Raw genomic sequence first — 21,155 nt, forward strand, 5'->3', positions numbered from 1 at the left:
TAATTAGTACCGTAAAAATAAAAAACAATTCGCTTATCTAGAACAATACAACGTTTAGTTTTTTATTGTGTTGTAATACCTTTAAATTTGCACCTTATTTCAAGGAAAATACAACGATGAGGTACGATTTCAATCAAATCGAAAAGAAGTGGCAAGACTACTGGGCAAAAAACGAAACGTTTAAAGCATCTAACACAAGTGAAAAACCAAAATATTATGTTTTGGATATGTTTCCTTACCCTTCTGGTGCAGGTCTGCATGTTGGCCATCCATTAGGTTATATTGCAAGTGATATTTATGCACGCTACAAACGTCATAAAGGCTTTAATGTACTGCATCCTCAAGGTTATGATAGTTTTGGATTACCAGCTGAGCAGTATGCCATACAAACAGGACAACATCCTGCAGTAACGACTGAAGCGAATATAAAAACCTATCGTCGTCAGTTAGATCAAATCGGATTTTCCTTTGATTGGAGTCGTGAAGTACGAACGTCTGATCCTAATTATTATAAATGGACACAGTGGATTTTCATCCAATTGTTTGAATCTTGGTACAATAACAATTCTAATAAAGCAGAACATATTGATACATTAGTTGAAGTTTTTAAATCTGAAGGAAATGCAACAGTAAACGCAGCTTGTGATGATGATGTAGAAACTTTCACTGCTGAAGAATGGAATAATTATTCTTCTGAACAGCAACAAGAAATACTTTTAAAATATAGACTTACTTATTTAGCAGAAACCGAAGTAAATTGGTGTCCAGCATTAGGAACTGTTTTAGCCAATGACGAAATCGTTAATGGAGTTTCAGAACGTGGAGGGCATCCAGTAGTGCGTAAAAAAATGACACAATGGAGTATGCGCATTTCTGCTTATGCAGAGCGTTTACTTCAAGGATTAGATACTATTGATTGGACAGATGCTTTAAAGGATATTCAAAAAAATTGGATTGGAAAATCGGTTGGAGCTTCTGTAACTTTTAATGTTAATGGACATGACGAAAAAATAGATGTATTCACTACACGACCTGATACCATTTATGGTGTGAGTTTTATGACGCTAGCTCCAGAGCATGAACTTGTATCTAAAATTACAACCGAAGCTCAAAAAGCAGATGTTGAAGCCTATATAGAAAAAACAGCTAAACGAAGTGAACGCGATCGTATGGCAGATGTAAAAACTATTTCTGGTGTATTTACAGGAGCTTATGCTGAGCATCCTTTTTCTAAAGAGCCTATTCCTATCTGGATTGGCGATTATGTATTAGCAAGCTACGGAACAGGAGCAGTGATGGCTGTACCATGTGGCGACCAGCGTGATTATGACTTTGCAAAACATTTTGATATCCCTATTCCTAATATTTTTGATGGTGTAGATCTTTCTGAAGAAGCTTATGGTTCTAAAGACAATGTAAAGATTGCTAATAGTGATTTCCTTAACGGCATGAACTATAAAAAAGCCACCAAACGTGCGATTTATGAATTAGAGCAAATAGGACAAGGAGAAGGTAAAACTAATTACCGTTTACGTGATGCTGTATTTTCTAGACAACGATATTGGGGAGAACCCTTCCCAGTATATTATGTCAATGGTATGCCGCAAATGATAGACAAAGCCCATTTGCCGATTGTATTGCCTGAAGTAGAAAAATATTTACCAACCGAAGAAGGCGAGCCACCATTAGGACGTGCGGATGTTTGGGCTTGGGATACTGAAAGTAATGCTGTTGTTTCTAATGATAAGATAAATAATACAAAGATTCATCCTTTAGAATTGAACACTATGCCAGGTTGGGCAGGCAGTTCTTGGTATTTCTTCCGTTATATGGAGGATGCCATGCGAGATGAAACTTTTGCAAGTGAAGCTTCACTAAAGTATTGGGAAAATGTAGATTTATATATTGGTGGAAGCGAACACGGTACAGGCCATTTATTGTACTCACGTTTCTGGGTAAAGCTTTTAAAAGATAGAGGTTTTGTAGATGTTGAAGAGCCTTTTAAAAAGTTGATTAACCAAGGAATGATTTTGGGGACGAGTGCTATTGTTTATAGAATAAATGAAGCTCCTGATTTTATTGTTTCGGGAGATGTTTGCAATAATTATAATAATTCTGAAAAAAGAGCAGAAACCCTTAAACTTATTCAAAGTCATACGGGTCAATCTTTAAACTCAATTCAGTTAGACCCTGTTCACATTGATGTTAAATTAGTAAATGCATCTGATGAGATTGATGTTCTAGCATTTAGGAGTTGGATGAAGGAATTCGGTTATGGTCATATTAAGTTTATATCGACTAAATCAGAAAGAGATAGTGATACAATTAAGGTTAATCGTGAAGTTGAAAAAATGTCTAAGCGTTGGTATAATGTTGTCAACCCTGACGATATTTGTGAGCAATATGGCGCAGATAGTCTAAGACTTTACGAAATGTTTTTAGGGCCTTTAGAGCAATACAAACCTTGGAATACAGCTGGTATTACAGGTGTACATAGTTTCCTTAAAAAATTATGGAAATTGTATGTTGGTCAAGACAGCTTAAATGTTAATGATACTGAGCCAACTAAAGACAACTTAAAAACATTACATAAAACCATAAAGAAAGTACAAGAAGATATTGAGAATTTCTCTTTTAATACGTCAGTGTCTACCTTTATGATTGCTGTAAATGAGTTAACTGCTCAGAAATGTACAAGTAAAGCTATTCTAGAACCTTTACTAGTTCTAATATCACCATATGCACCTCACATTGCTGAGGAATTATGGGAAAAGATAGACAATGAACCTTCTATCTCAACAGCACCTTTCCCAACATTTGATGCAAGTCATTTGGTAGAAAGCAGCAAAAATTATCCTATTTCATTTAATGGTAAAATGCGTTTTACTATGGAGTTACCAATGGATATGGGTAAAGACGATATTGAAGCAGCTGTAATGGCTCATGAAAAAACCATAGCACAATTAGATGGTCGTACTCCAAAGAAAGTCATTGTAGTACCTGGTAAGATTGTGAATATTGTAGGCTAGGATAAACAAATGGGAAATATAGATTACGTTGAGGTTATAGGATTATGTGCTGCTGTTCTTACAACAGCCGCATTCTTACCTCAAGTATATAAAACATGGAAAACTAAAGATGTCTCTAGTTTATCTATGCCAATGTTATGGATGTTTTTTACTGGTGTAATACTTTGGCTGATTTATGGCTTTTTATTAGAAAGTGCAGCTCTGATTTTAGCAAATAGTATTACTTGTATTTCTGCTTTTTTACTATTTTATTTCAAGATTAAATACCGAAATAGATAAATCTCAAAAGGGTCTAAAATCATTTCGTCGAATCTATTTTACATTCATCTAATACCGTATTCTTCTTATAATGAGTGTTTTATTATTGAATTTTCAAAATTGAGATTTCAAAATAATAATTCCATAAAAATCACTTCAACATCATATCTAAATTTGGATAAATCTATTTTTTGATAGTACTTTCCTACAGCTATTAATATCAAAAAAATTATAAAAATGAAAATTGGAGTCCCAAAGGAAATTAAAAACAATGAAAATAGAGTTGGTATGACACCTGCTGGTGTTTTCGAATTAACTAGAAACAATCATACTGTCTTTGTTCAAAAAGATGCCGGTTTTGGCAGTGGTTTTTTTGATGAAGATTACAAAGATGTTGGCGCTAAAGTTTTAGATACCATAGAAGACGTTTATGCTGCTGCTGATATGATTGTAAAGGTAAAAGAACCTATTGCCGAAGAATATCCTTTAATAAAATCTCACCATGTTGTATTTACTTATTTTCACTTTGCTTCTAGCGAACCTCTTACAAAAGCCATGCTAAAAAGTGAAGCCGTTTGTATCGCTTATGAAACGGTTGAAGATAAAGATGGTTCATTACCATTATTAACGCCAATGTCTGAAGTTGCTGGTCGCATGGCCATTCAGCAAGGTGCAAAATATTTAGAAAAGCCAATTAAAGGTCGTGGTGTATTACTTGGAGGAGTACCAGGAGTACCACCCGGAAAAGTTTTAGTGCTTGGAGCAGGAATTGTTGGTATACAAGCTGCTAAAATGGCTGCCGGTTTAGGTGCTCATGTCACTATAATGGACATCAATATGAAACAATTACGTTACGTTAATGATGTTATGCCAAGTCATGTAGTGACTGAATTTTCAAGCGAATATAATATTAGAAAACGTATAAAAGATCATGATTTAATTATTGGTGGTGTTTTAGTAAAAGGAGCAAAAGCTCCAAAATTAATCACAAGAGATATGTTGAAAGACATGCGACCAGGAACTGTTTTGGTTGATGTAGCAGTAGATCAAGGTGGTTGTATAGAAACGACTAAAGCAACAACTCATGAAGATCCAACATTCATTATAGATGATGTTGTTCATTATTGCGTAGCAAATATGCCTGGTGCTGTACCTTATACTTCTACTCTAGCCTTAACTAATGTGACATTACCGTATGTGTTAAGACTAGCAAATCAAGGTTGGGAAAAAGCCTGCGAAAAAGATGACATGTTAGCTAAAGGTTTAAACATAGTTAAAGGTAAAATAGTCTATGAAGAAATCGCTGAGGCCTTTAATTGGTCTGTTGATGCGATATAAAATCCTATTCTGCCATAAAGAATATGACAAAATTTCTTAACTTAAAATTGGCGCACTATTTGCAGTTCATTTATTAAATTTACATAAATTAAAATATTTATATTATGAACGGAATGATGGGTTATTACATATTAATAGGTGCTATTGCTTTAGTAAGCTGGTTAGTGAGTAACACTCTTAAAAGGAAATTCGCAAAGTACTCTAAAGTACAATTGCGAAATGGATTAAGCGGTAGAGAGATTGCTGAAAAAATGCTGGCAGATAATGGTATTTATGATGTTGAAGTAATTTCTACAGCTGGTCAATTAACAGATCATTACAATCCAAAAAATAAAACAGTAAACTTAAGCGAATCGGTTTACAATCAACGTAATGCTGCTGCTGCTGCAGTTGCAGCTCATGAGTGCGGACATGCCATACAACATGCTCAGGCTTATAGTGCTCTAGGTATGCGTTCTGCTCTTGTGCCTATAGTGAGTGTTACTTCAGGAATGTCTCAATGGCTGGTGATTGGAGGTTTAATATTAGGTGCTGCTGCAGGAGTTGGTTTAGGCTATTGGGTCGCTGTTGCTGGTTTGGTCTTTATGGGCTTTGCTACACTATTTAGTTTTATAACCTTACCTGTGGAATATGACGCTAGTAACAGAGCTTTAGCATGGTTAAAGAATAAGAATATGGTATCGCAAGAAGAATATAAAGGTTCTGAAGATGCGCTTAAATGGGCTGCAAGAACATACTTAGTTGCTGCCATTGGTGCATTAGCTTCTCTTTTATATTGGGCATTGCAAGTTTTTGGAGGAAGAGATTAAACTTAAAAACCATAACAATTAAACTAAAAGCTCTGATAAATCAGGGCTTTTTTTATTAACGTGATATTGTTTCTATCTCTCCAAAAACAATAGCAAACAAAATAAATCATTCTAAATTTTAAAAGTTAACCAATACCACATCCAAACCACCCAATGTTATAAAATTAACTTTTATTTTACTTTTTTATTAGATTAGGGTTAATATAGTATATAAATCAGACAAATCTATTGTTTTCTAAAGCCTATAAGTGGCTTAAATTTGCAGCGGTAAAAACCCCAAATAAAACAAATTATGAAAACAACTAACAGAGTAATAGGAGAAAGTAAAGTAGGAACGAAAACCATAAAATTTGGTAATGCAAGTTCTATCGTTTGGAATACAAAAAGACGTTTCAAATAAATATAGATTTTACTTAAAAAACAAAAAGCCCTTCCAGAATTGGAAGGGCTTTTTTAATAGATATTATTTGATTTTGTTACCATCCTTGTCAAAGAAATGGTATTCAAGATAAGTGTAAGCATCTCTAGGTAAAACTTTTACCCATTTTTTATGTTCAAAAAACCATTTTGAACGCGGTGATGGAAACCCTTTGGTTAAAAAGGCTGCTATAAAAGGATGCGCATTGAGCGTAATCTTTTTATAATCTTTTTTGAAGATCCTTTCGAGGTCTTGATTAATTCGTTCTACCACTTTAATTGGCGCTTCGATTTCAGCTCCTCCTATTTGATTAGGATTTTCTTCTTTTGTTTTAATATTGCGTTCTGGCCTAACACGCTGTCTGGTAATTTGCACTAAACCAAACTTACTCGGCGGCAATATTTTGTGCTTTGCTTTGTCGTCTTTCATCTCATCTCTGAGATAATTGTAAAGTTTTTTTCTGTTCTCTGCACGTCCCATATCGATAAAATCGATAACGATAATTCCACCCATATCACGTAAACGCAATTGGCGTGCAATTTCTTGGGCTGAGATCATATTAACTTCTAAGGCTGTATCTTCCTGGCTCTTCTCTTTGTTAGAGCGATTACCACTGTTTACATCTACAACATGAAGTGCTTCGGTATGTTCTATAACCAAATATGCTCCTCTTGCCATAGATACTGTACGACCAAATGATGTTTTAATTTGGCGTTCTATACCAAATTTTTCGAAAATAGGAACACCATTTTTGTAATGCTTTACAATAGACTCTTTTTTTGGTGCAATTTGTTGCACATAATCTTTTACTTGTATGTACAGCTCTTCATCATCAACAGTAATGTTGGAAAATGAATCGTTAAAAATATCTCTCAAAATTGAGGATGCTTTGTTCATTTCGCCCAATACTTTTGTTGGGTGATGTGCTTTGTACAACTTTTTACACATTGCTGTCCATCGATTCAGCAAATTCTGTAAATCACTATCGAGCTCGGCAACTTTTTTGCCTTCTGCTACGGTACGAATAATAACCCCAAATCCTTTAGGTGTGATACTTTTAACAAGTCTCTTTAAACGGTCTTTTTCTTCTTGTGATTCAATTTTTTGTGAAATTGAAATACGATTAGAAAAAGGTACCAAGACAATGTATCTACCAGCAATAGACAATTCTGAACTAATGCGTGGTCCTTTTGTAGAAATTGGCTCTTTTACTACTTGTACTAAAATGGATTGATTAGACTTAATAGCATTTGCAATTTTACCATGCTTATCTAAATCCTTTTCCATTAGAAAGTCTTTGAGCGTATAGTCTCTTAATTTTCCTGTGCTTACACGTTTAATGAATTTCATTAATGAAGGCAATTGCGGTCCTAGATCATGATAGTGTAAAAAACCATCTTTCTCGTAACCTACGTTAACAAACGCAGCGTTTAAACCAGGCATAACCTTGCGTATTTTGGCAATAAAAATATCACCAACTGCGAAGTTATTATCCTCTTCATCTTTATGTAATTCAATAAGTTTTCCATCTTTTAATAAGGCAAAATCAACAATATCTGAACTCGATCTTACGATTAATTCTTTGTTCATAATGTTAATTTATATCTAGCTCTTCATTGAGATAGATGGATTTTACTAAATTATTTGACACAGGTCCCGACGTATTATCGGGAATCCAGCAAATCTTGGTGAACTCTATTAAATACACCAGATTTTATATCAAAGAACGTTTTTTCTAAAACTGAAAAAAGTAGTCGAAAAACTACTTTTTACAATTTATTTCTTTTTGTGACGATTAGCGCGTCTACGTTTTTTACGCTTATGCGTCGCTACCTTGTGTCTTTTTCTTTTTTTACCACTTGGCATAATAAATAATTCTTTTAAATTAATATTTTGTTTGAATGTAATTAGTTTACTTCAACATTAGATTTTACGCCTTCTAAAAATACTTTAGCAGGTTTAAAAGCAGGTATGTTGTGAGCAGGTATTTTTATTGTAGTATTCTTTGAAATATTACGACCAGTTTTTTCTGCTCTTGTTTTAATAATAAAACTTCCGAAACCTCTTAAATAAACATTATCTCCACTTTCCAAAGATGTTTTTACTTCTTCCATAAAGGTTTCTACTGTAGCTTGTACGTCTCCTTTCTCAATACCTAGTTTGTCAGATATTTTAGCTACCAAATCAGCTTTTGTCATTTTGTTATTAGTTTTAGGGTTACTATAAATTCTAAGGGATGCAAATATATGTAATTTAATTTCAATATTTCAAGCGTAATTAATTAAAATTTAAGATGATAAAGATTTAATTTTGTTCCATCATTTAAAAAACTAAATGGATTTCAAAAAAGAACTAATTAACTGGTACTCAATTCATAAGCGCGAATTACCATGGCGTGAGACTGAAAACCCATATTACATTTGGCTTTCAGAAATAATTCTACAGCAAACGCAAGTCAAACAAGGCTTGCCTTATTACATCGCATTTGTAAAACAGTATCCTACAGTTTTTGACCTTGCCAACGCATCTGAAGAGTCTGTTTTAAAACTCTGGCAAGGTCTTGGTTATTACTCAAGAGCTCGTAATCTATATACAACAGCAAAACACATTGCATTTAATCTTAATGGGCAATTTCCCAATAATTATAAAGATCTATTAAAACTGAAAGGCGTAGGTGATTATACAGCGAGCGCTATAGCATCTATCGCTTTTAATGAAGTTGCTGCAGTTGTAGATGGTAATGTCTATAGAGTATTGGCACGTTATTTTGGAATTGACACAGCTATAAATTCAACTACTGGAATTAAAGCGTTTAAAGCATTAGCTTCTACTTTAATTGATACACAACAGCCTGCAACTTATAATCAAGCGATTATGGAGTTTGGTGCCAAACAATGCAAACCAAAAAATCCTGATTGTATGGTTTGCCCAATTAAAAATGGATGTGTTGCACTTCAGAAGAGTTTAGTCGATTCGCTACCTGTAAAATTAAAGAAAACCAAAGTCACCACTAAGTATTTCAATTTTTTAGTCTGTGTGGATAAGAACAACAATGCTTTATTCGAAAAACGACAAAACAAAGGTATTTGGCAGAACCTATATCAATTTCCTTTAGTTGAATCTGAAAAAAGTTTGAATACAGACGAATTTCATCTTCTAAATTTAGAAAACACTGTTTTAGAATATACTGATTTTGATTATGCATTGTATAATGAGATTGATAAGGTACATAAACTATCGCATCAACATCTTTATACTAAATTCTGGATTGTTGAGATTGACGAGCTTCCCAAAACAGCTATATCTATTAATAACCTTGAAAAATATCCTGCTCCTGTACTGATTAGTGACTTTATAAATGAATTCAATTTTTCTAGTTTATAAAAATCATAAATTTTTACTACTTTTAATGAAGTGCTTTCAAAAAGACTAACTTTACAAAAAATTAACTAATTATGTCAGGAACATTGAATAAAGTAATGCTAATAGGGAACTTAGGTGACGAAGTAAAAATGCATTATTTTGATGATAAGAATTGTGTTGGGCGTTTTCCTTTGGCAACAAGCGAAAGCTACACTAATAAGCAAACAAACGAACGCATTACTAATACCGAATGGCATAATATTGTGGTCAGAAATAAAGCTGCTGAAATTTGTGAAAAATACTTATCAAAAGGTGATAAAGTATATATTGAAGGTAGAATAAAAACTAGAAAATGGACGGATGATAAAGGTATGGATCGCTATTCTACAGAAATTCAATGCGATGAGTTTACGTTCTTAACCAATAAGAATGAGCAGAAACAACCACAACCATCTCAGGCACCAAATACGACTTCTCAACCACATCAACCAGAACAAAATAGCGTTGTGCCAGATGGTGATGACGATTTACCATTCTAAAATAATTTAATATCATTTTATCTTGGACCCAGAACCCACGGTTTTAATTTCAAATTTATTAGTTACTAATACTTCTTTTATTACAAGTATTGTATTACTTATTGTATTGCTTGGATGTTCTGCTTTAATCTCTGGAGCCGAAGTAGCTTTGTTTTCATTAACCAAATCTAATATCGATGAAGGTTTAGAAAACAAATCTACACCTATGGAGATAATTGCAAAACTATTAGAACGTCCAAAGAAGTTATTAGCCACGATATTGGTTGCCAATAATTTTATCAATATTGCCATTGTTTTGTTATTTGCATTTATAGGAGAAACGCTCTTTAAGACAGTTACACAACCCATCATAAGATTTCTATTAGAAGTTGTATCAGCAACGTTTCTAATCTTACTTTTTGGAGAAATTATTCCTAAAATTTATGCGAGCAGAAATAGTGTGAAATTTTCTTCTTTTATGGCAAGACCGTTAAAGGTACTAGACGTTTTATTTTCACCTCTAAGTTTACCAATGCGCTATGTGACCATTAAAATTCAGAATAAGTTCGGCAAACAACGTTCTAATCTTAGCGTGGATCAATTATCACAAGCATTAGAGCTCACCAATGACGAGGATACTACGCATGAAGAACAAAAACTCTTGCAAGGAATTGTATCGTTTGGTAATACAGATACGAAGCAAGTAATGCGTCCTCGAATTGACTTGTTTGCTCTTAATATCGATACTCCTTTTGAAACCATTATTAAAGACATTATTGATAATGGATACTCTAGAATTCCTGTATACGAAGAAAGTATAGACTCTATAAAGGGTGTGCTTTATGTAAAGGATTTATTACCACATTTAAACAAGAAAAAATTTGACTGGACAACCATTTTGCGTGAACCCTTTTTTGTGCCAGCTAATAAGAAATTAGATGATCTAATGGTCGAATTTCAGACTAAAAAAGTGCATCTGGCTGTGGTAGTGGACGAATATGGAGGAACATCTGGTTTGGTATCATTAGAAGATATTATTGAAGAAATTGTAGGTGACATCAGTGACGAATATGACGACGATGATTTAATATTTACTAAAATAGATAATAACAATTATAGTTTTGAAGGTAAAACACCTTTAAAGGATGTTTATAAAATTGTAGGTATTGAAGATGACACTGACTTTGAGAGTATAAAAGGAGAAGCAGAGACACTTGCGGGCTTTGTTCTAGAAATATCTGGAGGTTTCCCTAGAATAGGAAGTAAAATAAATTTTAAAAATTACGTTTTTACTATAGAGGCTTTAGAACGAAAGCGCATAAAACAAATTAAACTAACACTACTCAATACTACTGCGGAATGAAAAGAATAGTTATACCTATATTAAGCCTTTTTTTGATAGGTTGTGGAGATGATCCTCTACCTAAACCAAAAGGATATTTAAGACTAGAGTATCCTAAAGCCAACTATGAAAAGGCCAGTATTCCACTACCCTTCTCATTTGAGAAAAACACGCTGGCTGAACCGATAAGTTCAGTTAAATCTTCTGGTTCAACCAAAGGTGTGGATATTAAATATCCAGGCTTAAAAGCCACCATATATCTTTCTTATAAAGGTGTTTCAAATGGAAATTTGGATAGCTTATTACGAGATGCACAGAACTTAACGCAAAAGCACACTATTAAAGCAGATGAAATAGCTAGCAACTTTTTTGAAAATGAAGAAGAGAAAGTATATGGTATGCTATACGAAATTGGTGGTGATGCTGCTTCACAATCGCAATTCTATGTTACAGACAGCATTAACCACTTTCTAAGCGGTTCTTTATACTTTTACGCTAAACCAAATTATGATTCTTTATATCCTGCATCGGAGTATCTAAAAAAGGATATTAAACGCATTATGGAGACTGTTGAATGGAAGAAATAAAACTTTTAATACACTTACAATAATTCAACAACAACAAACAAAAAAAACCGCCTCGATATGAAGCGGTTTAACTTATTTAATATAAAATTAGCTTGTCAGTTCTTCATAGAGTGCTTGTGTTATCCACTCTCCTTGATACTTAATCATTTCCCATTCCTCAGTTGAATTTCCAGGAGCCCAAGTCGCTATAGTAAGAACATACTTTTGAAGTTCTTCTGCATTTGGATCTAAATTATCTAGAATAACATCTAGAGCTGTAATAAGCATCTCGTCAGTCCAAGTACCTGTTCTATTAAAATTACCAAAACTATCAAGGTTATCAACAGCAGATTCAAATCCTGCAACATCTGCCAGTGCTGCAACTACCGCAGCATAATCTGCACCTACTAAAGTATAACGGATAGTATTATCTGGTACCCAAACACCTTCATCATAACCAAATTGAAGAGATGTAGTAATAGTAGACTCATGTGGCGTCCATTCACCCTCAATTACCGTATAAGATTGACCTCTAGTTCCTAATCCTGAATTACTAGAGAAATACTTGTAAATCACAAAGATTTGATCTTCTTCTTGAGCAAAAGGATATGTAAGATTTAAAAATGTAGGAATGTAATTATCTGCAGGTGTACTTGAACTAAAATTATCAAAACGACCAGGTTGACCAGATTCTTCACCCATAGAATCGTAATCTGACGTACTTAAATAATAAACATCCTCTGCTGGCTCCCAAGAACCGCTTTCATATACAAAAAATTCTCCTTTAGCATTTGTATCTCCAGAAACACCTAGTACTCTTATCGCAAAATCTTGGACTCTCCATCTTGGAGAATCTGAATCAGTAGAACTATACTTAAGTCCAACATGAATAGTTTCCCCATCATAAGCAGAAAAATCAAAATCTTCAGATGTTGTTAAACTTCCATAAATTGTTTTATCAAATGGTAAAGCTGTCCAATTGGCAGCAGACACATCTCCACCTGTAGTGTAATCTGTCGCAATCATAATGTCAATCAAGGTATCGTCACCTAAGAAATCTATTTCTTGAGTGATTTGAAATAACAAATCAGACTCACCGGTTAAATCTATCTCAGGAGAGATAAGCCATTCTTCTAGAGCATTTGCACCACCATCAAAGCCAGAACCCTGTACGTTAGCTGAACCTACTGTCCAACCCAATTCATCAGGTCCAGAAACAGATATCAACTCAAAACTATCATAGTCTGCAGGAAATGCTGCACTATACAAACTAGCTAAACCGATTTCTGGTGTTTCAAAATATTGATCATATTCAGCTAACACAATCTGACCTTCAACGGGTGAAGCAATTTGAGCAGCTAAAACTGCAGGGATTTGTTCTGTAGCATCAACATTAGGGTAAAATCCAAAAGCGTCACTTCCCGTTGTTGCATAATCTGCATTAGAAAATCCATATACATCAGCACCTGTAAAATCGCTTAAACCTTCTGCAGAACCTATAAATAAATTATAGTTTACTAAAACTGAAGAACCTTGTCCCCAAGATGGATATTTATCAGACAATAGCATAGGAATAGAATCCTTAGCCTGATCTTCGGAGTTAAAGCTACCAAAACCTAAATTAAGATCATCGTAATCATCGTCCGTTAATGTATATTCGTCATTTCCAACTACTGGATTAGCTTGAGCATCGATATCTTCATTAATATCTTCTATAGGATTACAACCAATAATGGTTATGCCTATAAACGCTAATAAATAAATTATTTTTTTCATTTTTCTAATTTTTTAAAATTTAATTGTTGCTCCTACACTGAAAGTTCTTCCGAAACCATAATAAACTAAAGCTTTTTGAGCACTTGAATCTTCCCCATCTAAAGCATCAGCTATATAATGTGTATTGAATACGTTATTCATTCTAGCAATTAATGTTGCCTCGAAATTACCAAATGGGAAACTATGAGATATTGCTGTATCAAACACTCCGTACGCAGGGACTTCCCATGGTTGAATTGGATCTGTAGCCAATATCGCATCTATTTCTGCTTGTATTTCTTCTGGTGTAAGACCTGTTTCATCCACATCCACACCCCTGTCACTAGGATTAAAGTCTGAATAAAGATTTCCAAAGTAATTATAATCTACGGTGATCCTGGTATTAACTCCAAATTTATAACTTGCTCCTAATGCCATTGTAGTTTGAGCCGCATCGCCCACTTTTAAACCAGCTATATGTAAATTAACAGGTGAATCATCAATTTCTTCTTGTTCTTCGTCAAAAATTCGAACATTTTCAATATTATCTTCCCATATCCAATCACCTAAAGATGCCATACCAGTTAAAGTAAGTCTGTCTGTAGCTCTGTAAACAAAATCAACCTCAACACCTTGGTGAATAGCGTTTACACCTAATAAATTTGCAAATGCTGTTTCTTCTTCATTTAATTGAAAGCCCAAAGTCTCTGTTCTATCTCTCCATGCTGTTCTATATAAATTGACATTTGCAGATAATTTTTCGCCTCTAAATCCGTAACCAAGCTCAAAACTAATGATCTTTTGATTTTCTGCATTTTTATTAATTTCTTCATTATTAAACTCAGGAAACACAGCATCAAAATCTGCTGCTTTTTCAAAGTAACCCAAATTAACAAAAACATTATGATTATTATCTATCCTATAGTTTCCACCACCTTTGGCACCAAAACCAAAGAAATTGAAACGGTCTGTTTCTCTTAATGGATCGTCAGCAGTGTACTGAAAATAATCAATTCTCTTATAAGATGTATTAGAGGCATTTAATGCGATAAACGTATTAAATTTTTCGCTGATATCGTATTCTAATTGTGCAAAAGCACCTAACCAACCCACTTTACCATCATTGTGATAATCTATTTTATCTCCTTCTCTTGCAACACCTGTTGGATTATTTACATTATCTTCATTTATTATAAACTGACCACCTAATAAGTCTGTAACTTCTCTGAAGTGAATTCCAGTATAATCTCTAAAATCTAAACCTGCTAACAAGACCATATCATCGGTTAAATCAGTCTTTAAGGTAGATAATACACCATACCAGTTATGATCATTACGAGATGCTCTTAAAGCTGCATTAGATCCGTTTGCTCCATTAGCGATATTTTCCGCAACAATTCTATCAAAATCTAATGGGCCAAAGTTACCAATTCTGTATTCGTCACTTGTAAATTTAGATCTTCCATCTGCTATCTCTTCAAAGCCTGTAACTTCAGAATCACTACCAAGGGTTCCACCACCACCACCAGAGCCAAACGATACATATGCTGCAGTAGAGATACTTGTTTTATCACTTAGATCCCAATAGTGATTTAATGAAATTTGCGGTTTGTGATAAAAGTTATCTTCTATAGAAGTAAGTTGACCATTTTTGTAACCCCAATCTTGGTTATATTTTATACCATCTGGATTATTTCTAAAAGTCTCAATAGTCTGTCTGTTTTGTCTCTGACCATGACGTTGTTTTGCACCAAATGCTGTAAATGAAATTTTATGCTGGTCATTAATTTCTTTTGAAACATTTAGAAAATAAGACACTGCGTTAAACTGAGTTCCTCTTACATAACCATCTCCATCTGTTTTTGCAGCTGAAACAGTAGCAGCCCAACCACTATCCATTAGACCTGTTGAATATGTCACACCAAATTTAGTATAACCATCATTACCTAAAGTGGTTAATATATTACCACCTTCTTCAGCATCTGTAGTCTTGGTTAAAATATTAATAGTTCCACCAATAGAAGGTACTGCAACTCTAGCAGCTCCTAAACCTCTTTGTACTTGCATAGTGCTTGTAACATCTCCTAAACCTGCCCAGTTACTCCAAAATACACGACCATTTTCCATGTCGTTTACTGGAACACCGTTAATCATAACGGCAACATTCTCCGAACTAAATCCACGCAAGTTAATACGACCATCACCAAATCCACCACCAGCTTTGGTAGCATATACACCTGGAGTCGATTTTAATACCTCGGGAAACTCTTGAGTTCCTAATTTTAATTGAATGTCAGCAGCTTTTACCGTAGAAACCGCAACTGGTGTTTTTCTATCAACGGCCACTGAAGCTACAATCATAATTTCATCGAGTCCTACATCACTAGACATTAATGTGATAGTTCCTAAATCTGTATCTCCATTAAAAGCTAATGTTTGACTAACATAACCTACATAAGAAATAACCACCTCACCAGAGTTAGAATCAGAATTTAAAGTAAAATTTCCTTCAAAATTTGAAGTTGTACCATTAGTAGTTCCTTTTACTATGATGTTAGCACCAGGAAGTGGTGAGTTTAAATCACCATCTATAATCTTACCTGTTACGGTACTTTGTGCATACATAACTGTTGAGAACAATGTCAAAACAGCAATACATAAAAATTGATTAAATTTTTTCATATAAAATTTAAGTTAAATTGATTTTTTTAATTAGCGCAAAATTACGCAAAACTGTAGTGAAAACATTAAGATAATGTTAACAATTAAGCCGCACGAAGTTAATTATAGATTTCCTAAATTTTATGCACGCATAATTAAATTTATTAAAACTTTTTAACAAATTTTAACAATTTTCTTTATAAAAAGTAACTAAACCTTGAGTAGATGCATCATGCTTTGAAGATGAATTGTCTTCTTTAAGCTCTTTTAGAATGGATTTTGCCAATTGTTTACCCAATTCAACACCAAATTGATCATAGCTGTAGATGTTCCAAACAATACCTTGAACAAAGATTTTATGCTCGTACATAGCTATCAATTTCCCCAAACTCTCTGGTGTAAGTTTTTGAATTAAGAGTGATGTTGTTGGTTTATTACCTTCAAAAATTTTGAATGGAGTTAGTGTATTAATTTCTTCTTGAGAAAGTGAATTTTCATTAAATTCAGATCGCACTTCTGCTTCAGTTTTACCATTCATTAAGGCTTCTGTCTGCGCGAAGTAATTAGACATTAATTTATCGTGATGGTCTTTATTTCCATAAAGTGACTCTACAAAACCTATAAAGTCTGCTGGAATCAATTTTGTGCCTTGATGAATTAATTGAAAAAAAGCATGCTGTGAGTTTGTTCCTGGTTCTCCCCAAATTAATGTACCTGTTTGATAGTTAACTTTGTTGCCATCTCTATCTACGCTTTTACCATTACTTTCCATAATCCCTTGTTGAAGATAGGTCGCAAACTGATTTAAGTACTGTGTGTAGGGAATTATAGCTTCACTTTCGGCTTCAAAAAAATTGTTATACCAAATGGTTAGTAAAGCAGAAATAACAGGAATGTTATTTTCAAAATCAGATGATCTAAAATGTTCATCCATTTTATGTGCTCCTTCTAATAGGCTTTCATAATTCTTATAGCCTAAAGCTAAACTGATTGTTAAGCCTACGGCACTCCACAAAGAAAAACGACCACCAACCCAATCTTTCATTGGAAAAATATTCGTTTCTTCAATTCCAAAAGCTTTTACACTATTTATATTAGTAGAAACTGCAACAAAATGTTTAGAAACTGCTTCTTTTGGTTGTGATTCTAAAAACCAAGCTCGTATTGAATTAGCATTAGATAATGTCTCTTGCGTAGTAAACGTTTTAGAGACTATGACAAAAAGTGTAGTTTCTGGATTTAAGTTTTTTATGACTTCTTGGTAATGATCTCCATCAACATTACTTACAAAATGAGTGGTTAAATGATTTTTATAATATTGAAGCGAATCTACAACCATTGCTGGTCCAAGATCTGAACCTCCGATACCTATATTTACAACATCTGTAATTACTTTTCCTGTAAAACCCTTGTGATTACCGTTAACCACTGAATTTGTAAAGTCTTCTATTTTTTTCTTTACTTCATGTACCTCAGGAATCACATTTACTCCATCTACTAATACCTTAGCGTTTTTAGGAGCTCTTAATGCTGTATGCAATACCGCTCTGCTTTCAGTAGCGTTTATGATATCCCCTTCAAAATATTTTGAAATAGCATCTTTTAATTGCACCTCATTTGCTAAGTCTAATAATAAATCTAAAGTTTCCTTTGTTATTCTGTTTTTAGAAAAATCAACATAAAAGTCTTCCCACTTTATGGTTAAGTCCTTTGCTCTCTGAGCATCAGATTTAAACAGGTCTTTTAAATGTTTTGATTTTATATGGTCGAAATGTGATTGTAATTTTTTCCAGGAGTTTGTGGATGTTGGATTGGTCGCTTTTAATGCCATTATAATTATAATATTGGATCTTGTGTTATAGTATCTTCTGGTTCAATTGGTTCCGCTTCAAAGAAAAAGATGTTGTCTAACCGTTGTTTTATTGGCGCGATATGTTCAAGATATTTTACTTTTAAGCTATCTGAAATGGGCTTAGCCTCTGGCAATTTTTGTTTGAAGGGATCAACTTGTTTTCCGTTCTTCCAAAAGCGATAACAGACATGTGGACCACCTGTATTACCTGTCATACCAACATATCCAATAATATCACCTTGTTTTACAAACTGACCTTTTTTTACGGCTTGTTTACTCATATGGAGGTACTGTGTGCTATAGGTGTCATTATGTCTAATCTTTACATATTTACCATTGCCTCCTCTTCTGCGAGATTCTGTTACAGTTCCATTAGCAGTTGCCATAATTGGTGTGTTTATTGGTGCTGCAAAATCAGTTCCTTTGTGAGGACGCACTTTATAGCCATATACAGCAATACGTCTTCTTAAGTTATAACGCGATGAGATTCTGCTGAACTTAACAGGTGCTTTTAGAAATGCACGTCTTAAATTCTTAGCATCCTCATTAAAATAATCTATAATACCTTTCACTGAATCAGTTTCAAACTCAAAAGCATACAATGAATCCCCATTATGCTCAAAATATGCGGCTTTCACATTGTGAACACCTGCATAAATAGTATCATCTATGTATTTGTCTGTATAAATAACTTTAAATCTATCCCCTTTTTGAAGTCTTCTAAAATCGATGGTCCAAGCATAAATATCATCAGCCATTTTATAAGCTAATGCTTGACTTAAACCTTTATCTTCTAAGGTTTTAGAAATACTGCTTTCTATAACTCCTGTGGCAGTCTTCTCTATGTAAGTAGTTGGTTTTTTACTTGTATAAGCCTGTATAGAATCCTTGAAGTTGATAACGACATAGTCTTCCAAACTTTTCTGATATATAAATGTCGTCGGTTTTTGAATACTATCTTCTTTATTTGCTTTAGCATAAAGCAAGGTGTAAGGTTTACCAACTTGAAGTTTTCGGATATCGAAAGTGTCTTTTGCTTTTTCCGCTATCTGATAAATCTGCGGGTAACCAACATTATTTCGTTCTAAAATAAAACCAAATGTATCTCCTTTCTTAATGGTATCGCGCTTAAACTCATAATGATTTAGATCGAACCCAAATTCTAAAATCTTTTCTTCTTCAACAATTTCAGCGAGTTCTTTTTTGTACTCTATTTCTGCTGTATTATCCTCCTTACAAGCATAAGTCGTTATTACAACAATAGCTATTACTACTAAACGTTTTAAATGCATTAATTAAGCTAATTATAAATTATTTCCCCAATTTTTTAATTCTTCTTCACTCCATAATTCTGGAAAGAAAATACGCTTCTGATATTTCGGATGCATATACTTTTTCCAATCACTTCCTCCAGTGGCTTCCCCATCACCAATACCGCTTTCAATATAATGTTTTGCTGCATTGTAATGCGCCATTACCCAAGTGACATTTACTGTATAATCATAATGTCGCATGGCTTTTACCAAATCTTCGTCTTTTTGGTCCCTTAAAGGTAATTCCTTAAAACGTGTCCATAGGTTTTTTGTGTTATAGGTTTCCATAAACCGTAAAAACTCATCTTTATAACGTTTTTCAAAATTAACTAAAAGTGTAGATTTTTTTCCTGTTTTATGATCTTTTCCTGCGGCTTGCCAATATAAATGCTCAAACGCGTGCGTAAAAGGGGTATCTCTATTAATATTTTTTCTAAACCTATAATCTATAAGATTGATAAGCTCGGTTGAAGCAAACTCAATAAATCTATATTGTGCACTTTGAAAACCACTAGCAGGAGTTAAGGTATATCTGAACTTCATGTACTGATCTACTTCCATACCCTCTCTCATAATATTGAAAGACGTTGTCAACATATCAAAATAACGACTGATGCGCATAATTTTATTTTCAAAATAAGTAACGTCTAAATTTTCTTTTTCTGCTACTTGAGAAATTTCCCAGAGTATCATTTTAAAAATAAGTTCGTTGATTTGATGATAGGCAATGAATACCATTTCATCTGGAAGCGTGGTACGTTGAATCTGCAGATTCAACAAAGCATCGGTTTGTATATAATCCCAATATGTAATCGGCTTGCTGTAAAGCAAGCCGTATAAATGATCATCTGTATCTTGGTCTATTGCAATGTATTTCTCTTGAAGCTCTTTTAAGATGTCTTCGTAGTTTGGTTGGTCTGGCATGAATTAATCTTTAAATTCTATTTTAAAGGAATGTTTTAAACCCTTAAATTCAATAAGATCTGCTCGTAATGAACCAACAGCTAAATCTGCCTTAATTCTCAAAGGGATTTTATTTTTATCTGCACTTACCCAAAGGGTTAAACTTTCTTCTTCTTTAAAAACACGACCAGCCATTACATAGGGTCTGAATTTAAGTGTCTTTACATTAACATCAGATCCGTTAACATCGACCTCTATAGTTTCTTTCCCTAAATATTTAAGCTTAAAACCATAGTTTTCCTCATCAAAGAACATATTAGTCTTAATTTCATCACCTTGTTTCAGTGAGGCTACATCTATATTATTTCTCAAATAGTAATACATAGAAATCATGTCTTGCACATCCTTCTCAGTAGTTATTTTTTTTACTTTTTTATGCTTTTTATTGTTTACTTCCGCAATTTGGTTTTGATGATCGAAATTAATTTCGATGTCTTTAGTGTGCCCACCTTCATTAATTTTTCTAATGAACTTATATGGTGCGCCAGTCTCTTTATCAAAATAACTTTCGTAACGGTCTTTTACTTTAAAAAACAATTTTGCAAGTCCTGTTGTCTGGCCTTTTCCAACAACATGATAGACTTCTTTGCCGTCTAATCTAGATTGTTTAACGGATAATGTTGCATTACCAGCTGTAAGAAACTTGCTGTAACTCATTTCAAATTTAAACCATTCTCCCTCTTGGAAAGCAGATTCTTTCTCAACATTAGAGGCTTGAAAGCCTACAAAGAATAACATAATTGTAAATAAATGTTTCATAATCTCTTAGATTGTAAATATAAATAATGTAACGCATTTTTTATGTTACAATTATCTTAAATACAATTACTATTCCAAATGTAATAAAACATTGAAAAACCAGCGAAAAGCTTAGCTAATATTACAAATTTTTCGATAAATACTCACATTTTTAAATCAATCCTATGTTATTGTAGAGCTAACAAAAAGTTTAATCATAAAAACGTGATTA

General features: G+C 33.6%; 16 protein-coding genes. 8 read left to right on the forward strand and 8 right to left on the reverse strand.

The genetic code is table 11. From position 1 onward, the window contains the following. Nucleotides 1–116: 116 nt before the first annotated feature. The 4 genes from Q0822_RS04280 (at nucleotide 117) to Q0822_RS04295 (ending at nucleotide 5,434) form a co-directional block, all read left to right on the forward strand. A complete protein-coding gene (locus Q0822_RS04280) occupies nucleotides 117–3,029 on the forward strand; it encodes a class I tRNA ligase family protein (RefSeq protein ID WP_299120585.1) in 2,913 nt (970 codons plus the stop codon). 9 nt (nucleotides 3,030–3,038) lie between these two features. Continuing rightward, a complete protein-coding gene (locus tag Q0822_RS04285; protein ID WP_299120588.1) occupies nucleotides 3,039–3,308 on the forward strand; it encodes a SemiSWEET transporter in 270 nt (89 codons plus the stop codon). A 216-nt stretch (nucleotides 3,309–3,524) separates the two neighbouring features. Further along, nucleotides 3,525–4,625 (forward strand): alanine dehydrogenase, encoded by a 1,101-nt coding sequence (ald, locus tag Q0822_RS04290; protein ID WP_299120591.1) that lies wholly within the window; start codon nucleotides 3,525–3,527, stop codon nucleotides 4,623–4,625. A gap of 113 nt (nucleotides 4,626–4,738) precedes the next feature. Further along, nucleotides 4,739–5,434, forward strand: a complete 696-nt coding sequence (locus Q0822_RS04295; protein ID WP_299122257.1) for a zinc metallopeptidase — start codon at nucleotides 4,739–4,741, stop codon at nucleotides 5,432–5,434. Nucleotides 5,435–5,897: 463 nt separating this feature from the next. On the opposite strand, the gene Q0822_RS04300 is transcribed toward Q0822_RS04295, so the two are convergent. Next, nucleotides 5,898–7,442, reverse strand: a complete 1,545-nt coding sequence (locus Q0822_RS04300; protein WP_299120594.1) for a ribonuclease E/G — start codon at nucleotides 7,440–7,442, stop codon at nucleotides 5,898–5,900. 317 nt (nucleotides 7,443–7,759) lie between these two features. Further along, a complete protein-coding gene (locus Q0822_RS04305) occupies nucleotides 7,760–8,080 on the reverse strand; it encodes an HU family DNA-binding protein (RefSeq protein WP_299122259.1) in 321 nt (106 codons plus the stop codon). A gap of 106 nt (nucleotides 8,081–8,186) precedes the next feature. On the opposite strand from Q0822_RS04305, the gene mutY reads away from it, so the two are divergent. The 4 genes from mutY to gldD all read left to right on the forward strand — a co-directional run bounded on the left by mutY (nucleotide 8,187) and on the right by gldD (nucleotide 11,662). Further along, on the forward strand, nucleotides 8,187–9,236 hold the full coding sequence (mutY, locus tag Q0822_RS04310) for an A/G-specific adenine glycosylase (RefSeq protein WP_299120597.1): 1,050 nt from the start codon (nucleotides 8,187–8,189) through the stop codon (nucleotides 9,234–9,236). 71 nt (nucleotides 9,237–9,307) lie between these two features. Next, entirely contained in the window at nucleotides 9,308–9,754 is a 447-nt protein-coding gene (ssb, locus tag Q0822_RS04315) for a single-stranded DNA-binding protein (protein ID WP_299120600.1), read from the forward strand. Nucleotides 9,755–9,776: 22 nt separating this feature from the next. Continuing rightward, a complete protein-coding gene (locus tag Q0822_RS04320; RefSeq protein WP_299120602.1) occupies nucleotides 9,777–11,096 on the forward strand; it encodes a gliding motility-associated protein GldE in 1,320 nt (439 codons plus the stop codon). Then, entirely contained in the window at nucleotides 11,093–11,662 is a 570-nt protein-coding gene (gldD, locus tag Q0822_RS04325) for a gliding motility lipoprotein GldD (protein ID WP_299120604.1), read from the forward strand. Before Q0822_RS04320 ends, gldD begins: the two co-directional genes overlap by 4 nt. An 87-nt stretch (nucleotides 11,663–11,749) precedes the next feature. Here the strand turns inward: gldD and Q0822_RS04330 are convergent, their stop codons facing one another. The 6 genes from Q0822_RS04330 to Q0822_RS04355 form a co-directional block, all read right to left on the reverse strand. Beyond that, nucleotides 11,750–13,417, reverse strand: coding sequence for a choice-of-anchor J domain-containing protein (locus tag Q0822_RS04330; RefSeq protein WP_299120606.1), 1,668 nt, complete (start codon nucleotides 13,415–13,417; stop codon nucleotides 11,750–11,752). Between the two features lie 12 nt (nucleotides 13,418–13,429). After that, the gene (locus Q0822_RS04335) at nucleotides 13,430–16,078 is read right to left on the reverse strand and encodes a carboxypeptidase-like regulatory domain-containing protein (RefSeq protein ID WP_299120608.1); all 2,649 of its coding nucleotides are present in this window, start codon (nucleotides 16,076–16,078) and stop codon (nucleotides 13,430–13,432) included. Between the two features lie 163 nt (nucleotides 16,079–16,241). Then, entirely contained in the window at nucleotides 16,242–17,888 is a 1,647-nt protein-coding gene (pgi, locus tag Q0822_RS04340) for a glucose-6-phosphate isomerase (protein WP_299120610.1), read from the reverse strand. A gap of 5 nt (nucleotides 17,889–17,893) precedes the next feature. Beyond that, nucleotides 17,894–19,201, reverse strand: a complete 1,308-nt coding sequence (locus Q0822_RS04345; RefSeq protein WP_299120613.1) for a peptidoglycan DD-metalloendopeptidase family protein — start codon at nucleotides 19,199–19,201, stop codon at nucleotides 17,894–17,896. 12 nt (nucleotides 19,202–19,213) lie between these two features. Next, a complete protein-coding gene (locus tag Q0822_RS04350; RefSeq protein ID WP_299120617.1) occupies nucleotides 19,214–20,146 on the reverse strand; it encodes a tryptophan 2,3-dioxygenase family protein in 933 nt (310 codons plus the stop codon). Between the two features lie 3 nt (nucleotides 20,147–20,149). Further along, the gene (locus Q0822_RS04355; protein WP_299120620.1) at nucleotides 20,150–20,944 is read right to left on the reverse strand and encodes a DUF3108 domain-containing protein; all 795 of its coding nucleotides are present in this window, start codon (nucleotides 20,942–20,944) and stop codon (nucleotides 20,150–20,152) included. Nucleotides 20,945–21,155: the final 211 nt, after the last annotated feature.

This window comes from uncultured Winogradskyella sp. (assembly GCF_947496485.1).
Lineage (GTDB): Bacteria > Bacteroidota > Bacteroidia > Flavobacteriales > Flavobacteriaceae > Winogradskyella.